The 20,744-nt window shown below is 66.7% G+C and carries 18 protein-coding genes; 9 read left to right on the top strand and 9 right to left on the bottom strand.

Annotated elements, in window-relative coordinates; genetic code table 11:
- Positions 1-92: 92 nt before the first annotated feature.
- From BKA23_RS06500 to BKA23_RS06470, 7 genes are all read right to left on the bottom strand, one after another.
- Positions 93-1,799, bottom strand: coding sequence for an ABC transporter substrate-binding protein (locus BKA23_RS06500; RefSeq protein WP_145226576.1), 1,707 nt, complete (start codon positions 1,797-1,799; stop codon positions 93-95).
- 172 nt (positions 1,800-1,971) lie between these two features.
- Positions 1,972-3,045: an ABC transporter ATP-binding protein gene (locus BKA23_RS06495; RefSeq protein WP_145226574.1), complete on the bottom strand. Its 1,074-nt coding sequence runs from the start codon at positions 3,043-3,045 to the stop codon at positions 1,972-1,974.
- Positions 3,046-3,056: 11 nt separating this feature from the next.
- A complete protein-coding gene (locus BKA23_RS06490; RefSeq protein ID WP_145226572.1) occupies positions 3,057-4,157 on the bottom strand; it encodes an ABC transporter ATP-binding protein in 1,101 nt (366 codons plus the stop codon).
- Positions 4,154-5,143, bottom strand: a complete 990-nt coding sequence (locus BKA23_RS06485; protein WP_145226571.1) for an ABC transporter permease — start codon at positions 5,141-5,143, stop codon at positions 4,154-4,156. Before BKA23_RS06485 ends, BKA23_RS06490 begins: the two co-directional genes overlap by 4 nt.
- A gap of 109 nt (positions 5,144-5,252) precedes the next feature.
- Positions 5,253-7,004, bottom strand: coding sequence for an ABC transporter substrate-binding protein (locus BKA23_RS06480; RefSeq protein ID WP_145226569.1), 1,752 nt, complete (start codon positions 7,002-7,004; stop codon positions 5,253-5,255).
- A 92-nt stretch (positions 7,005-7,096) separates the two neighbouring features.
- A complete protein-coding gene (locus BKA23_RS06475; protein ID WP_145226567.1) occupies positions 7,097-8,110 on the bottom strand; it encodes an ABC transporter permease in 1,014 nt (337 codons plus the stop codon).
- 330 nt (positions 8,111-8,440) lie between these two features.
- A complete protein-coding gene (locus BKA23_RS06470; RefSeq protein ID WP_145226565.1) occupies positions 8,441-9,808 on the bottom strand; it encodes a replication-associated recombination protein A in 1,368 nt (455 codons plus the stop codon).
- 103 nt (positions 9,809-9,911) lie between these two features.
- On the opposite strand from BKA23_RS06470, the gene BKA23_RS06465 reads away from it, so the two are divergent.
- Both BKA23_RS06465 and BKA23_RS06460 read left to right on the top strand, forming a co-directional pair.
- Positions 9,912-10,682 (top strand): GNAT family N-acetyltransferase, encoded by a 771-nt coding sequence (locus BKA23_RS06465; protein ID WP_170226394.1) that lies wholly within the window; start codon positions 9,912-9,914, stop codon positions 10,680-10,682.
- A gap of 53 nt (positions 10,683-10,735) precedes the next feature.
- Positions 10,736-11,560 carry a thioesterase family protein gene (locus BKA23_RS06460; RefSeq protein WP_145226561.1) on the top strand — a complete coding sequence of 275 codons (825 nt, stop codon included), beginning with the start codon at positions 10,736-10,738 and terminating at the stop codon, positions 11,558-11,560.
- 776 nt (positions 11,561-12,336) lie between these two features.
- On the opposite strand, the gene aspS is transcribed toward BKA23_RS06460, so the two are convergent.
- Positions 12,337-14,127, bottom strand: coding sequence for an aspartate--tRNA ligase (gene aspS, locus BKA23_RS06455; protein WP_145226559.1), 1,791 nt, complete (start codon positions 14,125-14,127; stop codon positions 12,337-12,339).
- Between the two features lie 236 nt (positions 14,128-14,363).
- Here aspS and BKA23_RS06450 point away from each other — a divergent pair, with 236 nt between their 5' ends.
- From BKA23_RS06450 to BKA23_RS06420, 7 genes are read left to right on the top strand one after another with little or no spacing between them, the layout of a single operon-like run.
- Positions 14,364-15,065, top strand: a complete 702-nt coding sequence (locus BKA23_RS06450; protein ID WP_145226557.1) for an HAD family hydrolase — start codon at positions 14,364-14,366, stop codon at positions 15,063-15,065.
- Position 15,066: 1 nt separating this feature from the next.
- Complete coding sequence (gene phnD, locus BKA23_RS06445; RefSeq protein ID WP_145226555.1) at positions 15,067-16,098, top strand: phosphate/phosphite/phosphonate ABC transporter substrate-binding protein; 1,032 nt, start codon at positions 15,067-15,069, stop codon at positions 16,096-16,098.
- A 1-nt stretch (position 16,099) separates the two neighbouring features.
- Positions 16,100-16,921 (top strand): phosphonate ABC transporter ATP-binding protein, encoded by an 822-nt coding sequence (phnC, locus tag BKA23_RS06440; RefSeq protein WP_145226553.1) that lies wholly within the window; start codon positions 16,100-16,102, stop codon positions 16,919-16,921.
- Entirely contained in the window at positions 16,918-17,721 is an 804-nt protein-coding gene (phnE, locus tag BKA23_RS06435; protein ID WP_145226551.1) for a phosphonate ABC transporter, permease protein PhnE, read from the top strand. Before phnC ends, phnE (BKA23_RS06435) begins: the two co-directional genes overlap by 4 nt.
- Positions 17,718-18,590: a phosphonate ABC transporter, permease protein PhnE gene (gene phnE, locus BKA23_RS06430; RefSeq protein ID WP_145226549.1), complete on the top strand. Its 873-nt coding sequence runs from the start codon at positions 17,718-17,720 to the stop codon at positions 18,588-18,590. Before phnE (BKA23_RS06435) ends, phnE (BKA23_RS06430) begins: the two co-directional genes overlap by 4 nt.
- Entirely contained in the window at positions 18,590-19,471 is an 882-nt protein-coding gene (locus tag BKA23_RS06425; protein ID WP_145226547.1) for a metallophosphoesterase, read from the top strand. The genes phnE (BKA23_RS06430) and BKA23_RS06425 overlap by 1 nt, the downstream gene beginning before the upstream one ends.
- On the top strand, positions 19,468-20,319 hold the full coding sequence (locus BKA23_RS06420) for a MurR/RpiR family transcriptional regulator (protein WP_170226393.1): 852 nt from the start codon (positions 19,468-19,470) through the stop codon (positions 20,317-20,319). Before BKA23_RS06425 ends, BKA23_RS06420 begins: the two co-directional genes overlap by 4 nt.
- A gap of 33 nt (positions 20,320-20,352) precedes the next feature.
- On the opposite strand, the gene BKA23_RS06415 is transcribed toward BKA23_RS06420, so the two are convergent.
- Positions 20,353-20,727, bottom strand: coding sequence for a YchJ family protein (locus BKA23_RS06415; protein WP_246104490.1), 375 nt, complete (start codon positions 20,725-20,727; stop codon positions 20,353-20,355).
- Between the last annotated feature and the right edge of the window lie 17 nt (positions 20,728-20,744).

Here is a 20,744-nt window from a genome sequence, read left to right as displayed (position 1 = left end):
CCTAATCGTTACTTATATAGATGGTAAAAATAACCTGAGTTTTCGCTGATAATCACGCGAATGTCGTTGCGGTGCAACAGGTTTCAGCAGCGTCAACCAACCCACAGCTGTGCCAGATCGGGCAGTCCGTGGTTGGCGTCGTTGACCACGTTGTGCACCCGATCACCGAAAACGTACGACGCGATCGCGTAGTCGACCGGGATCGTCGGCAGATCCTGGCTGAGGATCTGCTGGTCCAACTTTCCCCAGGCAGCTGCCGCCTGCGTGATCGGTAGATTCTCGATCTGCGTCATCTGGGCGTCGAGCGCGGCCGACTGCAGGTCGCCGGCGCTCTGACCGGTCTGCGCACGGGAGGCTGCGAACAACTCGGGGTAGATCGAATCGCCCGACGGCCAGTCGTAGCACCACGAGTTGATGCCCTGACCGAGGTTCTGAGTGGCGCTGGGATTGGTGACATCCGTGGGGTACTGCTGTGCGCTCACGCCCAGGTCATGAACGGTGAAACCCGCGGCTGTCAGCGCCGCCTTCAAAGCGACATTCGCCTGCACGGACGACGGCTGGCTGTCGATGAAGTAGTAGGACAGCGAGAATCCCAGCTGCCCGGCCGCCGAGAGCATGGCCTTCGCCTTGGCCGGGTCCCCTGGACCATGACCGGTCAGACCATTGACCGGCGGGTATGCCGTGACTCCAGGCACCTGGGGCGGTGCGATCGTGCTCGCCGGTCGATAGGTCAGCGGGCTCTCGCCACTGGCCTTGCGGATCTGATCGAACGGATACGCGATCGCGATCGCCTTGCGAACCGCCAGCGGCACCGTCTGGGTGTCGATGCTGGTGTACGACTCGCACGGTGACAGCCCCGACACGAACTGATCCTTCTTGTCGCCCGTGACCTGGTTCTGCACGGACGCCACCACACCGGAGACGTCGATCGTGGTGGACCCAGTGCCGCTGTCGGCCAGAATCCGTTGCTGGGTGGTTTGCGGATTCACGCCCAGCTGGATCTCGATCCTCGCCGGGAACTGGTGCCTGATCGGGTCGGTGGCGGCACTCCAGTCGGGATTGCGCACCAGCACCATCGAGATCCCTTTGGTGAACGACTGGATTTCGTAGGGCCCGGTCGCCAGCAGGTGGTTCTGGTAGGTCGCCTTGGTGTCCTTGGCCTGCGGGATCGGCGAAACCTCAGGAAAGGCAAGGTAATACGGCAGTGTCGGCCACTTCTTGACCAGGTGGAAGACGACCGTGTCGTCGCCCTGTGCGGTCACGCCGGGGAAGTCGACGGTCGGCTGGTCGAACGGCCCCTTGTAGGTCGATCCGCCCTTGAGGTACTGCTGCACATACTGCGGCCCGCCTTCGGCGACACTGTCGTAGGCGAACGAGCGCTTGACGGCATACACGACGTCGGCAGCCCGCACCGGTGAACCGTCGCTGTAGCGGATCCCGTGCTTCAGATGAAAGGTCCACGTGAGTCCGTCGGCAGACTGCTCGCCGAGATCTGTGGCCAGATCCGGCACCAGGGTCGCCTTGCCGTCGACGTTCTGATAGCCGGTGAGGCTGCGGACCAGCAGTTCGTCCAGGACCATCATCGAGAATTCGTAGTAAGCACCCGACGGGTCGAAGGTCGGGGGCGCACCCTCGTCGGTGATCGTCAAGGTGCCCCCGGTCTTCGCACCCGCGATCTGCGGAGCCGGCCCGGACGCCACGTCGCGCAGCAGCGGCGCGGTCGCCGAAGCCGTCGGCGCCGCCGCACCCGATGAGCCGCTCGACGATCCTGGCCCCCCGCTGCATGCTGCGAGCAGCACGGCTACCACCCCTGCTGCGACCCACGATGCTCGACGACGCACCCCTGACACCCACCTGTCCCACCGAGTATGACGGCGGGCAGGCTGCCACGCCGTCGATCGGCAGACTGGCACACGCCGACCGCCGGTGGGGCGATCACGGCTGTCAGGTCCGCATCGTGGGCGGGGCCGGTCAGTCGACGGGGGCCTCGGCCACCAGGTCCGTACGCACCTCGGGGAAGTGGCACGCGAGCCGGTGCGCGCTGCCGCGGACGGCGCTGTCCGGCGTCTCGAGCACCGGTTCGGTGGTGCTGCAGACCTCCTGCGCCTTCCAGCAACGGGTGCGGAACCGGCAGCCGGTCGGCGGGTCGATCGGGCTGGGCACATCACCGGTGAGGCGGATCCGCTCGTTGGGCTCTGCGCCACGGACCACATTCAAGTCCGGAGCCGCCGACAGCAACGCCTGTGTGTACGGGTGCTGCGGCGCGGTGTAGATGTCGTCACTGGCGCCGATCTCGACGATCTTGCCGAGGTACATCACCGCGACGCGATCGCAGAAGTGCCGCACTACGCCGAGGTCATGGGCGATGAAGACGAATGCCAGGCCGAGCTTCTGGCGCAGGTCTTCCATGAGGTTCATCACCTGCGCCTGGATCGAGACGTCAAGAGCTGACACCGGCTCGTCAGCCACGATGAGCTTGGGCTCGACCGCGAGCGCACGAGCGATACCGATGCGTTGCCGTTGGCCACCGGAGAACTCGTTGGGATACCGGTTGAGGTGTTCGGGGTTCAGGCCGACGAGCTCCATCAGCTCAGCGGTGCGCGCCTTGATCTTGTTCTTCGGCACCAGGTTGTGCACCGCCAGCGGGGTCCCGACAATCGTGCCGACGGTCTGTCGCGGGTTCAGCGACTGGTAGGGGTCCTGGAAGATGAGCTGGAAATCGCGACGTAACGGCCGGAGCTTGCTCTCCTTGATCGTCGCGATGTCGGTGCCGTCGAAGCGGATCGAACCGCTGGTGGGTTCGATGAGCCGGGTGATCAACCGGCCCGTCGTCGTCTTGCCGCAGCCGGACTCTCCCACCAGCCCCAGTGTCTCGCCGGCCTTCAGCGAGAAGCTGACGCCGTCGACGGCGCGGGTCTGCAGCGTCTTGGGAAAGAGCCTCGCGTACTCCTTCACCGGGTAGTGCTTGACCAGGTCGGTCACTTCGAGCAGCGGAGCCGCATCGCCTGTGGCCGCAGCAGCACGCTCGTCGGTCGTCGTCGTCATCATCTCGGAACTCACTTCAGCGTCGGAGCGATCTCGGTCTCGAAGATCGAGGCCGGCTGTTCGAGGAAGCACCGGCTGCGCCGGGTCGATCCGATCTCGACCTCAGCGAGTTCGGGCAGCTGTGTGGCACAACGGCTTCCGGATACGCGGTCGGAGAAGTCGCAGCGCGGGCAGAACGAGCACCCGGTGGGCAGGTCGATCAGACTCGGCGGCAACCCCCGGATCGCGCGCAACCTGCCACCGCGCGCCGACACCGACGGCACACTGCCCAGCAGGCCCCACGTGTACGGGTGCCGGGGCGATGCCAGCACCTCGCTGGTCGTGCCCTGCTCGACGGCGCGACCGCCATACATCACCAGCACCTCGTCGGCGACCTCCGCCACGACGGCCAGGTCGTGGGTGATCAGGATGATCGCGGAACCGAACTCGCTCTGCAGATCTGCCAGCAGATCCAGGATCTGCGCCTGCACCGTGACATCGAGTGCGGTGGTCGGCTCATCGGCGATGAGCAGCTTCGGGTCGTTGACCAGACCCAGCGCGATCATGGCGCGCTGGCGCATGCCGCCGGAGAACTCGTGCGGGTACTGGTTCGCCCGGCGCTTGGCGTTCGGGATGCCGACCCGGTCGAGCATCTCGATCGCCCGCGCCATCGCGGCGCGCTTGGAGACGTGGTGGTGTTCGGCATATGCCTCAGCGATCTGCGCGCCGATCTTCATGAACGGGTGGAAGGAGGACTGCGGGTCCTGGAAGATCATCGACGCGGTGGCGCTGCGAATCCGGCGGATCGTGCCCTGCGACGCGCCGAGCAGTTCGGTGCCGTCGAGGTTGATCGAGCCGGTCATCCGGGTGCGTTTGGCGTCGTGCAGGCCCATGACCGCCATCGACGACACACTCTTGCCCGACCCGGACTCCCCCACGATCGCGAGGGTCTGCCCCATCCGCACCGAGTAACTCAGCCCGTTGACGGCGTTGACCAGGCCATCCGCGGTCGGGAACTGCACCTTGAGGTCGTCGACGGTCAGGACCGTCCGGCCGGCCTGGGCGGCGTTGTTCTCCACATCCGTCGGGCCGCCGACCTCGACGATGTCGGCGTCGTTCGGCTGGGCGCTCATGACAGCTTCACGCGGGGGTCCACCACTCCATACAGAACGTCCACGATGATGTTGGCCACGACGATCAGTGCCGCGGACACGACGACCACCCCGCTGATCACGGGCAGGTCGCTGTTGTTGAACGAGTTGATCGACAGCAGACCCATGCCGGGCAGACCGAAGACCGTCTCGGTGTAGATCGCTCCGGTGAGTTCCGCGGCGATGCTGAGCCCGAGCAAGGTGAGGAAGGGCGCGATGGCCGCGCGCAGCGCGTGCTTGACGGCGATCCGGCGCTCGGAGATGCCCTTCGAGCGGGCGGTGCGAACGTAGTCCTGACCCTGCACGTCGATCATCGAGGCACGCACGTAGCGCACGTATGACGCAGATGCGATCGTGCCGTAGAACAACCACACACCGAGCAGCCCCGTGAACCACGCCCAAGGGTTCTGCGTCAGCGGGGTCCAGGAACTCTGCGGGATCACGCCGTAGAACTTCATGGCGTAGAGGAAGAAGACGACCGCAAGGACGTAGTAGGGAATCGCGCCGAGCACCTGCGAGATCGTGACGATCACCTTGTCCAACCACTGACCGCGGAAGCGCGCACACAGGATGCCGAGGCCGATGCCCAGAATGGTGTAGACCACCACGCCGCCGACCACGATTGAGGCGGTGACAGGGAAGGCCTGCATCACCATGTCGGTGACGGGGCGGTTCTGCACATACGACCAACCGAGGCACGGTGCGTCGCAGTGATTGACCAGGCCGCCGGCGCGCATGTCCCGGCCGACGACGACACCGCCGACGTAGTCGACCAACTGCTCGACCTTCGGCTTGTCCAGGCCGAGGCTCTTCTCGATGGTCGCGATGCGGTCGGGCGTGCAGTTGCGGCCGCAGAGGGCGCCCGCGGGGTCGCTCGGACCGAGAAAGAAGATGGCGAAGGTCGCCACGATCGCCGCGGTGACGACGCTGACGCCGAGCACGATGCGGCGCAGCAGGTAGATCAGCAAGAGAAACTCCTGGTCAGGGCGGAAATATGGAGCCGGCCGTGGTGAGGGATGGTGCGCGGCGCGAACCGCGCGCCATCCCCCACCGGTCAGACGGGCATCTCGGCGTCGGTCAGCCGACCCACATGCCGGTGATGTCCGGCATACCCGAGTTGGGGTCGACCACGGTGTTGTGCACCTTGGTGCCGAAGATGACCGAGCCCTTGCTGTAGTTGGTCGGGATCGCCGGGACCATCGTGGTGAGGATCTTCTTGTCCAAAGCGGTCCACTTGGCACCCTGCTGCTCCAGGGGCAGCTGAGAGATGTCGGACATCTCGTTGTCGAGAGCCTTGTCCTTGAGGTTGCCGACGCCACCGTTGAGCGGCAGCGTGCTGTTGAACAGCGGCGGGTAGACCGAGTCACCTGCCGGCCAGTCGTAGCACCATCCACCGGAGACGCCCTGGCCCATGTTGACCTCGGCCTTGGGGTCGCGGACCTTCTTGCGACGCTCGGTCTTGGAGACACCGATCGACTTCACCTTGAAGCCGGCCGCCTCGAGCAGGGGCTTGCGGACAGCCTCGACGTTCTGGGCTGTCGGGTCGTCGTTGGTGTAGTAGTAGCTCAGCTCGAAGCCGGTCTTGCCCGCGGCCGCCAGCATCTGCTTGGCCTTGGCGGGGTCGCCCTTGCCCTTGCCCGGGAACATCGGGTCGACATACTTCTCGAAGCCCGGGATCTGCGGGGCGGCGATGGTCGACGCCGGTGAGTAATCGAACTGGGTCACCGCACCGGCGATGCGCAGCTGGTCGTAGGGGTAGGCGACCGCAATCGCCTTGCGCACCTCCAGCGGGATCTTCTGGGTGTCCAGGGTCTGCCAGGCAACACACGGCGACGCACCGGTCGCGACCTGGTTCTTGTTGGACCCCAGCGCCTGCTGCAGGATCGAGGCGTCGACACCGTCATACGACGCGGTCGTCGCGTCGGTGCCATTGCTGGCCATGATCGACTTCGCGGTGGTCGGGATGTCCTTGCCGAAGTTGAACGTGATCGTGTCGGGGTACTGGTGCCGGGCCGGGTCGGAACTGGCGTCCCAGTTGGTGTTCTTGACCAGAGTCAGGTTGGTGCCCTTGTTGTAGCTCTGGATCTTGTAGGGACCGGAGGAGATCCAGTGCAACTGGTAGTTGGTCTTGGTGTCCTTCGCCTGCGGAATGCCACCGAACATCGTGAACGATGCGAAGTAGGGGAACGACGCGAATTTCTTGCGCATGGTGAAGCTGATCGTGCCCGTGGCATCGTCGGCCTTGATGGAGTCGAGACCGCCCTTGGACTGCCACGGTCCCTTGTAGGTGTCGCCACCCTTGAAGTAGTCGATCTGGTAGGTCGGACCACCCGGCAGCTCGTCGACCGCGAAGGACCGTTCGACGGAGTACTTGATGTCGGACGCCTTGATGGCGGTGCCGTCTTCATACTTCAAGTTGGGCTTGAGGGTGAAGCTCCAGGTCAGGCCGTCCTTCGACACCGAACCCAGGTCGGTGGCCATGTCGGGGACGAGGACCGACTTGTTGCCCTGCATCTTGAACTGGGTGAGCGTTCGGTTCGTCAGCCGCATGATCGCGGCGGTGTCCTGGTAGTACTGCACCGATGGGTCGGTGGACTCCGGCACCGAGTTGACGTTGAAGGTGAGGGTCCCACCCTTCGTGGCGCCGGCGACCTCGGCCGCCGGCCCCTTCACGTCGGGCTGCAGACCGGCACTTGCCGGCACCTTCTCAAAGGTGTCACCCAGAGCCGAGTTGCTCGCAGTGCTCTTGGTGTTTGCGGAACCGCCACCGCATCCGGCGACCGCAACGGTGCCGACTGCGGCGAGGGCCACAACCTTGGTCCAACGCATGTATTTCTCCTTCGATGTGCACTGCCGGCGTGACGACCGACGACGTGCGATTGGTGATCCTGACGGGGTGGGGCGGGGCGCTGCGTGCTCGTTCAGCGCCTGGTGGCCGGGTTGAACGCATCGGAGACGGCATCTCCGAAGAGGCTCAGCGCGAGAACGAGCAGGGCGATGCTGGCGACGGGGATCCACAGCCAGATCGGATAGGTGTCGAAACTGCCGGTGGCAGCCGCGATGGTCTGTCCCCACGAGACGATGGGGGCCTTGAGCCCGGCACCGAGGAAGGACAAACCGGCTTCGGCGGCGATGAACGCCGGGATGAGGACGGTCAGGTTGACGATGATCGGGCCGGTGAGATTCGGGAGCATCTCTTTCATCACCACCCGCCAGGTGGGCTGTCCGAGGGACCGGGCCGCCTGGACGAACTCCTGCTCGCGCAGCGACAACGTAGCTCCGCGGATCAAGCGGGCCAGGCCCGGCCAACTGAAGGCGACCAGCACGAAGATCAGGGATGCGAACCGGATGGCGGCCTCGCGCCCGGGCTGGATGTAGCCGGAACCGTCGGGATGCCCGAAGCGGGCCAGCGCCACCGGCACCAGTGCAATCGCCATCAACAAGAACGGAAGCGACAGCAAGAAGTCGATCACCCAGGAGATCACCCGGTCCACCCAGCCGCCGAGAAATCCGGCGAGCAGGCCGAGCACGACACCGATGATCATCGTCAGCAGCGAGGCGCCGATGCCGACGATAAGACTCGGCCGCGCTCCATGCGCCCACTCGTAGAACAAGTCCTGACCGGTCTGCGGTTGCACGCCGAACGGGTGGGCCGCGGTCGCCGTGAACATCGGCAGGGTGGTGTTGGGATCCAGCAGCGTCTGATCGGTGTCACCGTTGACGCCCACGATCTTCGTGATCAGGTCCTGGAAGATCGCGACCAGCACGAAGAACACGATAACGACCACACTCGCCCACGCGAGTTTGTCCTTGCGCAGTCGTGCCAGGGCGATCTGGGTCGGCGACAGACCCGCCTTGGCCGGAGCAACCGATTCCGGGCTCTCCACCGTCTCTGCTTCGCTCAGCAGAACGGTGGCATCAGGGCCCTGGCTCATGGATCCTCCGCAGAAGGGTGTCGGTGACAGATCAACCGGGATCACTCCCGTGCGGCTGCCGACGGCATCTCCCTGTGCCTTCGCAGCAACCGGAAGAAATCTGACACGGATCGACCGGAATTCACCGGATCAGACGCCAGCGGTAACCCAATCGTTACCAACATGTGGACTGTGAATAGCCTGGAATTGTTGCGTCAAGATCACCATCGGGCGTTGCGTTTGAATTGCCATGACCGTCGAAACTTGTTGCACACCAACGTCTCTCGATCAAACCACTTCGGTTGTGCCCGTCGTGGTCGCTCGTCCTATTTCTGAGTCGAAACTGCCACTTTACTGTTTTTCATCTGTGCCCTTGACAATTGATCGCACCATGCGCCATCGCGGACCAAGGGTGTGTTCCCAGCCCCGATCCGTCGGGTGGTAGTAGTCCGCGTCGAGCAGATCGTCTGGCAGGAACTGCTGCGGGCCGACACCCCCAGGTTCGTCGTGGCTGTAGCGATAGCCGTCGCCATGACCGAGCGCGGACGCGCCGGCATACGAACTCCCCCGCAGATGCGCGGGCACTGCTCCACCGCGTCCGTCACGCACGTCCGCGATCGCCGCGTTGATGCCGAGATAGGCCGCATTGGACTTCGGCGCGAGCGCGTTGTGCACCACGGCTTGCCCCAGGATGATGCGTGCCTCCGGCATGCCGATCTGAGCCACGGCGTGCATCGCTGCGACCGCCGTCTGCAAGGCGGTGGGATCGGCCATGCCGACGTCCTCGCTGGCCGCGATCACGATGCGCCGGGCGATGAAGCGGGGGTCCTCGCCGGCCTCCAGCATCCGTGCCAGGTAGTGCAAGGCAGCATCCACATCGCTGCCGCGCATCGACTTGATCAGCGCACTGGCGACGTCGTAGTGCTGATCCCCGGCCCGGTCGTAGCGGACCGCAGCGGTCGCCATCGCCTGCTCGACGTGAGCCAGTTCGATGGGCACCGGTTGCTCGCCCGCAGCAGCGTCTTGAGCGACGCCCGCCGCGGCCTCCAGTGCGGTCAACGAGCGTCGCGCGTCACCTCCGGCCATCCGGACCAGATGATCACGTGCGGCATCCGTGAGGGTGAACCCGCCTGCCAATCCACGAGACTCGACCACCGCGTCGTCGATGAGCGCAGCGACATCCGCATCGTCCAGCGACGTGAGCCGCACCAGCATCGACCGGGACAGCAAGGGCGCGATGACACTGAAGCTCGGGTTCTCGGTGGTCGCCGCGACCAGCACCACCAGCCTGTTCTCGACGCCTGGCAGCAGGGCATCCTGCTGCGCCTTGCTGAACCGGTGGATCTCGTCGAGGAAGAGCACCGTCTGCCGGCCGTAGAGATCCCGCTCTCGGGTGGCCTGATCCATCACCGCGCGCACATCTTTGACGCCGGCGTTGATCGCCGACAGTTCGACGAAGCGCCGCTCGGCAGCCGTCGCGACCAGGTGCGCCAAGGTCGTCTTGCCGGTGCCCGGCGGGCCCCACAGGATGGCCGACACCGGACCCGCTGCTCCCCGCGCGCCCTCGATGAGGCGGCGTAACGGGCTACCCGGCTTGAGGGCATCGGCCTGCCCCCGGACCTCGTCGACCGATCTCGGACGCATCCGCACCGCCAGCGGAAGTCGATGGGCGTCGGCGCTGTCGGTGGAGTTGGCCGCGGCGAACAGGTCGTCAGTCACCTGTGACACGCTAACGGGGTGACGCAGGATACGACCGGCGCGGACTCCGGCGATGGTTACGGACGCACGCCGGGTGAGGGTTTCGCGACCACTAATGGCTGAGGTGACACCTGCAGCAGACCACTCGGTGCGCACTCTTGAGGGCCTCGAACTGCACCGCGCGTGGGGCGACGACCCGTTCGTGCGCTGGGACATCGCGCAGCCGCACACCTCACCGATCCGTGTGTACGGCGATGCCGTCGCGTTCGAGCGCACCTCGCACTCGCGTCACCTGCGCAGCCTCACCATGTTCGGCCCGCCTGCCGACGTCGCGGTGCTGTTGCGTGCTGTGGCGACACACCTGCAGCCTGAGGTGAACGGCATCAGCATCGAGCGCGTGAATCTGCCGCTGCTGCACGAGCATTTCGGCGAACGGCTGTCCGTCGGCGGCAACTGGGACTGGATGTGGACGACGATGACCCCGCCCGTCATACCTGCCGAGCAGCTGTTGCACGAACTCGACGACACCCGGGATGCCGATGAGATCCGAGCACTGAATGCGATCGGCAACCCCACGGCGGAGTCCGAGCCGGGCACGGGCACAAGCGAATACTGGCTCGGGCTGCGCGAATCCGGCCGATTGATCGTCGCGGGTGCCTTGCATCGCACCGGCGGTGGGGCGCCCCATCTGACCGGGCTGGTCGTACATCCGGACGCACGCGGCCGGCGCCTCGGTCTGGCACTGACCGCGGCCCTGACGCGAAGGGCCGTCGAGCGCGACGGGGTGGCCACGCTGGGGATGTATGCCGACAACGACCGCGCCCGGTCGGTCTACGCCGGGTTGGGGTATCAGGTCGCTCGCGCCTGGGCGAGCCGTCGGCTGCGGCCGGCCTGACCAGCGGCCGGGCGGGTCGTGAGTGCGATCGGTGTCGTCGGCATGATGACCCCATGACCGACTACGACGACGCGATCGCGCTGCGGCCGGATGGCTCCACCTGGGTCGGCGAACTCAGTGACGACTGGGCGATCGGGGAGGCCGTCAACGGCGGCCTGCTCATGGCGATGGCCACCACGGCGGTGTCGAGCACCAGCCAGGCACAGGGTGGGCACGCCGACCCGTTGAGCTTCTCGGGGGTGTTCCTGTCCCCCGGCGCCGCCGGACCGGTCACCGTCGAACCGCAGATCCTGCGCACCGGGCGACGTATGACGACCGCGCAGGTTCGCGTGACGCAGGACCAGGACGGCCAGGAGGTCGAGCGCTTGCGGGCGTTGCTCACCCTCGGCGACCTCGCGACGTATGCCGAGCCAGTGCGCAAAACGCTTGCAGCACCATCGATTCCGGCCGCGGAGGAGTGCGTCTCGGCACGGGAGGCCCCGCCATCGGCGCTGACCAAATCCGGTTTTCTGCAGCGGTGGGACCTACGCATGGATCCGGCGACCGTCGGCTGGGCCGTCGGCCGGCCGAGCGGGGCAGGGCTCATGCGCGGGTGGCTGCGCCTCGCCGACGAGCGGGATTTCGATGCCGTGTCGCTGCTGCTTGCACTCGACGCCTTTCCTCCCGTGGCCTTCGATCTCGGATCCAGCGGCTGGGTGCCGACCGTGGAGTTCACCGGATATGTGCGCGGCATACCGGCTCCGGGCTGGTTGCAGGTCACGCTGAGCGCGACACATGTCGCCGGCGGCCTGCTCAACGAGGACTGCGACATCTGGGACAGCACCGGCCGGTTGGTGGCGCACTCCCGGCAACTGGCCAGCGCCCGCTTCGCCGACTGAGCTGCCGGGCCGCAACGACATCAGTGGCCAACGACCACGGGAACGGAAGAAGGGCCGGTCACCGCGAATTCGCGGTGACCGGCCCTTCTTCCGACTCACGTGCGGGCAACAGGGATGTAAGAGATTGCGCGGGTAGGCGCTCGGTGTGGCGCCCACCGTATCCGCCATCGCCCTCCGTACGTCGCCGAATCGGCGACGTACGGGTGCCCGGGCTGGCCCCGGCACAGCGAGTGCATGGTCGAGATGACGATTACTTCCCAGTATCGCGACCGCGACCGGAAGTAATCGTCTTTCCAACCACACCAGCGTTGCTAGCGTGGCGCATGTGGCGTATGTGGCGGGTGGGAGTCACCGCACCACGCGAGGGTCCTCGTCGTCGCCGCATCGGCGACGTATGCGTGATGCGTGAGGTCTTCGGGGCTCATGTGACCCATGAGGCGACCCCTGGTGCCACATCGGCGACGGACAGACTGTGCGGGCATGTATTCGGCGCTCGCCAGAAGCCAGCACAGTCACGCGGTCGCGAAGAGCGGGCACCGTGTCTGTTACCAGTGGGATCTCCGCGTCCGCACCGAACGACGCACCCCGGTCATCAACGCGTTCATCGCCTCATCGACGCGTTCATCGCCTCATCGACGCGTTATCCGCACCGCCTGGACCACCCACCGCTGGAACCCAGACCCACACACCGGCCATGACCTACCCGCGCAATCTCTCAGAAGGGCCGGTCACCGCGAATTCGCGGTGACCGGCCCTTCTTTCGACTCACGTGCGGGCTATTTCTCCGACACCGGCGAGGCAGGCTCCGGCTTGGCGTCGACACCGGCCTCCTTGCGCTGTGCGGCCGTGATCGGAGCCGGAGCCGCTGTCAGCGGGTCGAAACCGCCTCCGGACTTCGGGAACGCGATCACCTCTCGGATCGAGTCGGTGCCGGCGAGCAGCGCGCAGATGCGGTCCCAGCCGAAGGCGATGCCGCCGTGCGGCGGGGCACCGAAGGCGAACGCGTCGAGCAGGAAGCCGAACTTCTCCTGCGCCTCCTCCTCGCTCAGGCCCATCACCTTGAAGACGCGCTCCTGGATGTCCTTGCGGTGGATACGGATCGAGCCACCGCCGATCTCGTTGCCGTTGCAGACCATGTCGTAGGCGTAGGCGAGCGCCGAGCCCGGGTCGGTGTCGAAGGTGTCGACGAATTCGGCCTTCGGCATGGTGAACGCGTGGTGCACCGCAGTCCAGGCGCCCGAGCCCACGGCCACGTCACCAGAGGCAACGGCATCCGAGGACGGCTCGAACAGCGGGGCGTCCAGCACCCACAGGAAGGACCACTTGGACTCGTCGATCAGCTCGCACCGCTTGCCGATCTCCAAGCGCGCAGCACCCAGCAGAGCGCGGGACGCCTTGACCTCGCCAGCGGCGAAGAAGATGCAGTCGCCGGGCTCGGCTCCGACGTGCTGCGGCAGCGCGGCGATCTCGGCGTCGGTGAGGTTCTTGGCCACCGGGCCGGTGAGAGTGCCGTCGTCCTGCACGAGCACGTAGGCCAGACCGCGCGCACCGCGCTGCTTGGCCCATTCCTGCCAGCCATCGAGCTGACGGCGCGGCTGGGAGGCACCACCGGGCATGACAACGGCGCCGACATACGTCGCCTGGAACACGCGGAAGGTGGTGTCCTTGAACAGCTCCGTGCACTCGTGGATCTCGAGGTCGAATCGCAGGTCGGGCTTGTCGGAACCGTAACGGGCCATGGCGTCGGCATACGTCAGCTGCGGGAACGGTGTGGGGATGTCGACGCCGATGACCTGCCACAGCGCCGTCGCGATCGCCTCACCGAGTTCGATGATGTCGGACTGCTCGATGAAGCTCATCTCGATGTCCAGCTGGGTGAACTCCGGCTGCCGGTCGGCGCGGAAGTCCTCGTCGCGGTAGCAGCGCGCGATCTGGTAGTAGCGCTCCATGCCGGCGACCATGAGCAACTGTTTGAACAACTGTGGGCTCTGCGGCAGGGCGTACCAGCTGCCCGGCTGCAGGCGTGCCGGCACCAAGAAGTCGCGAGCGCCTTCCGGAGTCGAGCGGGTCAGCGTCGGGGTCTCGATCTCGACGAAGTCACGCGCCGCCAAGACGGTGCGGGCGGCGGCGTTGACCTTGCTACGCAGCCGGATGGCGGCGCCCTGGGCAGGGCGCCGCAGGTCCAGATAGCGGTGCTTGAGCCGTGCCTCTTCACCGACGGTGATCCGCTCGTCGATCTGGAAGGGCAGCGGCGCGGACTCGCTGAGCACCTCGATCTCGTCGGCCACGACGTCGATCGCGCCGGTGGGCAGGTCCGGGTTGACGTCCTTGTCCGCGCGCGGGGTCACGGTGCCGGTCACCTTGATGCAGTACTCGTTGCGCAGCCCGTGCGCAGCGCCGGTCAGCACCTCGTCGCGCGCCACCACCTGCACGACGCCGCTGGCATCGCGCAGATCCAGGAAGGCCACCCCGCCGTGATCGCGCCGCCGGGCGACCCACCCGGTGAGCGTGACTGTCTTTTCGGCGTCGGCGGCACGAAGGGTGCCGGCCTCATGGGTGCGAAGCACTGATCTTCCTTTGCTTGGAATGGAGGTTCGGTATGACGGGCACCTCCGCCCGTCTCCTGTCGGTCCCGGCGTCGCGGGCCCCGTCCATGGTAGTGGCGCGGCTGTGGGTTCCCTTCTGGCCTCCGGGGGCCTGCTGTCGCCGGCGTCGGGCGGCTCGGTTAACTTCGTGTGAACGTTCGTTTCGAGATGCATTTTTTTGTGGACGTTGCGTTCACAGCGCGGCTAGTCTGTCCGCGATGTTGACGACACCTGCGCAGCTGCCTGTACTCCTGCTGGACTTCGACGGCACGGTCTGCCTCGGCGACGGGCCGGTGCTGGCGTATGCCGACGCGGCTCTGAAGGACCTCGACGACGCGACGGCGCGCGGCATACGTAAGGAACTCGACGAGTACCTCAGCGGCGCGGTCGGTCCTCGGTGGGCGGACGGCTACCTTGCGGTGCAGGAGCTGACCGCGGGCCTGCTCAAGCGGCCCACCCTCGATGCGGCATACACCGAGTCCCGCAGACGACTACAAGCCGGCGAGGTCGAGGTGTACCTCCCCATCGGTTTGCGCTTGTTCCTCAGTTCGCTCAACGGCGTCGCCGAACGGGTGCTGGTCACCAATGCGCCCATCGAGGGTGTCGCCGAGGTGCTGACCCGACTGGGTCTGACCTCAGAGCTGGATCGCGTGATCTCCTCCGTCGGCAAGCCCGACGGCTGGACGGCGACCCTCCCCCAGATCCTCGGAGAGCGACCGGCCACCGCCGCCGTCTCCGTGGGCGATGTCTATCGCAACGACATCGCGCCACTCATTCCGTATGGCGTCGCGACGGCCTTCATCGACCGTTTCGGTTCCGCGGACCTGCCGCTGGCGCCCACCTGGACGGCGCCGAGCTTCCCCGATCTCTACCCCGCTCTCGCGGAGTGGCTCACCTCCGCCCATCTCGAAGGAAACTGACATGGCTCATCGCTCTCTCGTCGGCGCAGCGGCACTCGCCGCGGCCTCGGCGTTCGCCCTCGCCGGCTGCGGCGCCTCCAGTGCCGGCGGCAACTCCGCCGGCGGGTCGCCGTCCGGCTCCAGCTCAGGCGGTGGCGCATGCGCGGGCACCTCCACGGCATCCGCCTCGGCGCCGAAGTCACTGACGTTGGCGCTGGTTCCCTCCGGCAACGCCAACCAGCTCGTCCAAACGGTCAAGCCGCTGACCGACGCGCTCACCAAGAGTCTGGGGATCCCGGTCAAGGGCGTCATCACCGAGGACTACCAGGCCGCTGTCGAGGCGATCGGTGCCAACCAGGCGCAGATTGGCATGCTCCCCTCGCTGCAGATGTCGCAGGCCTGCCAGCGGTATGGCGCGGTCCCGTCGCTGCAGTCGGTACGCGCCGGCAAATCGACCTATGCCGCGCAGTTCTTCACCAACGACCCGAACAAGTTCTGCACGACGACGCCGGTCAAGGGCGCCAACGGGATGCTCTACTGCAATGGCACCCAGTCCGGCAACGGACCCGCCGGGTTGAGTTCGCTGTCCAAGGTCAAGGGCGCCAGCATCACCCTGCTGCAGCCCGCCTCCCCCGCGGGCTACATCTTTCCGGTTGCCGCGCTGAAGGCCGCCGGGATCTCGCTGAGCGACCTCAAAGTCACCCAGGTCACCGCCAACGACGCCGCGATCCAGTCGGTCTACAACGGTGACTCGCAGGTGGGCGCGTCGTACTGGGACGCCCGCACCGTCGTGGTCAAGAGCGACCCGAACGTCGGCCAGAAGGTCGTGGTCTTCGCCCTGACCAACGAGATCCCCAACGACGGCGTGTCGCTGTCGAGCAAGCTGAGCCCGGCGTGGCAGACCAAGATCAAGGACGCGCTGCTGGCGTATGCCGCGACGCCCGCCGGCAAGAACGCGCTCAACGCGATCTACCAGATCACCGGTCTGGCTCCGGCGAACGCCTCGGCGCTGGACCAGACCCAGCAGGTCGCCAACTCGATCGGTGTGAACTGACGTGAGCGGTCGACCTCCCGGCTCCGGGCCGGACTCCGAGATCGTCTTCGACGGCGTCGGTGTCGCCTATCCGAACGGCTTCCACGGCCTGCGTGAGGTGTCCCTGACGATCCCCGCCGGACAGATGGTCGGCGTGGTCGGGCTCTCCGGGGCCGGGAAGTCGACCCTCGTGCGCACCATCAACGGGCTGGTGCCGGCCACCGAAGGCACGCTCACCGTCGGCGGCCGCAACGTGACGCGGGCGAACGGGCGGCAGTTGCGCGCGATCCGCTCCGACGTCGGGATGGTCTTCCAGGGCTTCAATCTGGCCGGACGCACGACGGTGCTGAACAACGTGCTCATGGGGCGGTTGTACGAAAGCCCTTGGTGGCGCACGCTTCTCGGCGCCTGGCGTAAGGACGACGTCGAGCTTGCGATGGAGGCGTTGGAACGCGTCGAGATCGTGCAGAAGGCTTACTCGCGCGCCTCGGAGCTCTCCGGTGGACAGCAACAGCGCGTCGGCATCGCCCGGGCACTGGCACAGAAGCCGACGATCATCCTGGCCGACGAACCGGTGGCCTCCCTTGACCCGCCCACCTCCCACGTCGTGATGGAGCATCTGCGTCGGATCAACGGCGACCTGGGTGTCACGGTGATCACCAACCTGCACTTCCTGGATCTGGCCCGAAAATACTCGGACCGGCTACTCGGCTTGCGTGCCGGTGAGGTCGTCTTCGACGGCACCGGCGCGGACGCCGACGAGGCGGTCTTCGAATCCATCTACGGCCGTTCGCTCACCAACGAGGATGTGCTGGACGCGACTCCGAACCTGGACACGGCGTGACCGCCGGGGACACCCGGGTGACGGCGCGGCCGCCGAAGCCCAGGCGTGGAGCCGGCGTGTGGATCGTGGCGATCGTGCTCATTGCGATCACGGTCTGGTCGGGGCGCGGGGTGCAGGTCGACATACCCGCCATCTGGGAAAACTTCGGCAACGCCTCGGGCACCCTGGTGCAGTTGATGCAACCGGACTACGGCTTCTTCTCGCAGACGCTCACAGCCATCGAGGAGACGCTAATGATGGCGGTCATCGCGACCGCGATCGGCTCGGCGGTCTCGCTGCCGCTGGCCTTCCTCGCGTCCCGCGCAACCAATCCGTCGAGGGGCCTGCTGGCCGTCATACGGTTCGTCAACAACCTCATCCGCGCGATCCCCGACCTGTTGTATGCCGCGATCTTCGTCGCGGTCGTCGGCACCGGCGCACTGTCCGGCATCATCGCGCTGATCTTCTTCAACATCGGCATCGTGGTGAAGCTGGTGTCCGAAGCACTGGACGGCCTCGACCGCGGCCCGCAGGAGGCGGCACTGGCAGCCGGTGGCACGTGGTTCGCGGCCGACCGCGCCAGCATGCTGCCGGCGGTCGCGCCGAGCTACGCCTCCCACGTGCTCTACACCTTCGAGGTCAACATCCGCGCTTCGACGGTGATCGGGCTGGTCGGCGCCGGAGGCCTCGGTGTGCTGATCGACAACGTGCGAACGTTCTACCACTACCACTACCTGTCGCTGATCATCTTGGAGATCCTCGTGCTGGTGCTCCTCGTGGAGGCCGGCTCCTCCACCCTGCGGAAGCGACTGGCGCGATGAGCGCCCCGTCCCTCGCACCCGGTGCAGCGACCGCCACACGCCCGGCGAAGCCGGGCCGCCTGCCGATCAAACTCGGGTGGGCACTGCTCGTGGTGATCGTGCTCATCTGCTTCTGGCGGGTGAACGTGGACTGGTCGGAGTTGTCCGACTTCTTCCCCAGCCTGTTCCACTACATCCATCTGATGTTCGGGCCACCGGCCTGGTCGCAGACCTCCGCGGCCTTCTCAGCAACGGTCCTGAGCGTCCAGATGGCCTGGATCGGCGCCATCCTCGGTGTGCTGGTGTCGTTCCCACTGTCCTTCCTCGCGGCGGCCAACGTCGTGCCGGTGTGGGTGCGCCTGCCCGTGCGGCTGATCCTGGCGGTCTTCCGGGCGGTGCCCGAGGTCGTCATCGCGATCCTGATCCTGTCGGTCACCGGTCTGACCGCCTGGACCGGCGCCCTCGCCCTCGGCATCGGCTCGATCGGCACGCTGGGCAAGTGGGGCTATGAGTCGTTCGAGTCGGTTGCACCCGGTCCCATGGAGGCTGCCCGTTCAACCGGTGGGTCGCGCTTCGCGATCGTCCGGTGGGGCCTGTGGCCGCAGGCGCAGTCCGAGGTACTCGCGTTCTGGCTCTACCGCTTCGAGATCTCGGTCCGCTCGTCAGCCATCCTCGGCCTGATCGGCGCCGGCGGTATCGGCAAGATGCTGAGCGACAACATCCAGTATCAGAACTGGAACGTCGTCGGCATGCTGCTGATCGTGGTGGTCATCGTCACGATGATCATCGACCAGATCTCCGGGACGCTGCGTCAGCGGCTGATCACCGGCCGCTGGGCGTGGGTCGGCTACGGCAAGCGCCGCAGGTCGCTCACACCCAAGAGCGTGTGATGACACGGCTGCGGATCCTGCACCTTTCCGACACGCACATCCTGCGTTCGGGCGAGCTGCACCTGGGCACCACGGACACCCGCGCCCACCTGGCGTCGGCGCTGGCGCACCTGCAGGGCATCGGCTCCCTGGACGCAGTGGTCGTCTCGGGTGACTGCTCCGACGACGGTTCTCGCGATTCCTACGAGTTCCTGTCGGCGCAGGTCGGCGGGTTCGCAGCCGCACACGGTGCGACCCCGGTCTACGTCGTCGGTAATCACGACGACCGGGCCGGTTTCACCGCTGTGCTCGGCGACGGCGTCGGCGGTGTGGTGCAGGCCGCGGATGCACCGGTCGATGCACTCGCCTCGATCACCGGGCACACCTTCGCCGTGCTCGACACACAGGTGCCCGGCCGTGATTACGGGCAACTGGACGAGGCACGAGTCCGCGTCCTCGCCGGAGCGGTCGTCGCTGCCGGAGCACCCGTGGTGCTGACCTTGCACCACCCGCCCGTGCCCTCCGCCAGTCGCATCACGCATGTGCTGGAACTGGTGAATCCGGGGGCGTTGCAACCACTTCTGGCGACGGGACTCGTGCGCGTCATACTTGCCGGGCACTATCACCACCAGTTGTCGTCGTCCTTCGGCGGCGTGCCGGTGCACGTGGCACCCGGCGTGGCCAACGTCGTCGACCCGAGCGCGGGCTACCCGGCTCACGTCACCCGCCCGATCTGGGGCGCGCAGGTGGTCACCGTCCGCGACGAGAGTGTCGACGTCATGGCGATCCAGGCAGGCTCCGACGGACCCGCGAACGCGTTGTCCGACGACCTCATGCAACGCATCGCTGCGGGCAGCGGACCGGCCGATTGGCTGGAGCGATGGAAGGACCCGGCACCATGAGTGAGCACCTGCTCGCCCGATTGCGAGCGCAAGCGCCGTCGCTGGGCGGCGCCGAGCGCGCGGTCGCCCAGGTGATCCTGGACCGCGCCGACGACATCATCGAGTTGTCGAGTGCCCAGGTGGCCGAACTCGCCGGGGTCTCACGCCCGACGGTGGTCCGCACCTGCCAGTCGCTGGGTCTGAGCGGTTACCAACAGCTGCGGGTGCTGCTCGCCCGCGAGGGTGTGGCGACCGCAACCAGCACCGCCATACCTGCCGACCCTGCGGATGGCCCACGCGCCACCGTCGCTGCGACCTTCCGTCATGTGGCCGCATCGGTGGACGCCATGATCGCCCTGCTCACCGATGAGGCGGTGGACGCTGCCGTTGAGCTGTTGGCGACTGCCCGCCGCCTCATCGTCGTCGGGCATGGCTTCTCCGCGCCGCTGGCGGCCGATGCGACCGCCCGCCTCAACGACTCCGGGCGCGTCTCCGAGCGCTTCCCCGACATCATCGGCGAGCACATCGCAGTGTCCGCCCTCAGCAGTGACGACGTCGTGCTCATCGTCTCCGGCTCCGGCAGCAATCGCCTGTCCCTGACGATCGCGCGGGCTGCGCGTGACGCAAGCGCACGGGTGGTCGTGCTGACCGCGTTCAGTCACTCGCCGCTGGTCGAGCTCGCCGACGTCACCCTGGTCACCGGTATGCCGGAGCTGTCCTTCCGCGACGAGATCGTCGTGACCAGCCGCATCCCGCAGACGATCCTGCTGGAGGGCCTGCTGACCGCTGTGGCAGACCGTCTGGGCGACTCCGGGCAGGCCGCGAAGGCACACTCGGTCGATGTCGTGTCCCGTTACATCGAGGAGTGAGGCGCGAGCGGCGCGGACGACCCTCAGCGACGGTCAGGCGTCCTGACCGTCGAGGTAGAACCACCGACCAGCCCGACGTTCGAAGCGCGAGCGCTCGTGCAGACGGCCCCCGGCATACGTTGCCGTGAAGTCGACGAACCCGTGCGAGTCGGACTCGGTCCCAGCCTCGATCCGGTTGATGTGCAACGAGATCCACGTGGTGTCGGGGCCGAGGGTCACCTCGGCCGGACGCGTCGTGGGATGCCACGTCCGCCACAGGTGTTCGCGGTTGCCGTAGACATAGGCCGTGTAGCGCGAACGCATCAGTTCCACCGCGGTGTCCGCCAGACGCTCGCTGGCCAGCAGCGGCCCGCAACACTGATCGAAGCTGCGGCCGGTGTCGCAAGGGCAGATGTCATCGTCGGTCACGTCCATACGCTAGACCG

Source organism: Rudaeicoccus suwonensis, assembly GCF_007829035.1.
GTDB lineage: Bacteria > Actinomycetota > Actinomycetes > Actinomycetales > Dermatophilaceae > Rudaeicoccus > Rudaeicoccus suwonensis.
This window is presented reverse-complemented; position numbering and strand designations above follow the sequence as displayed.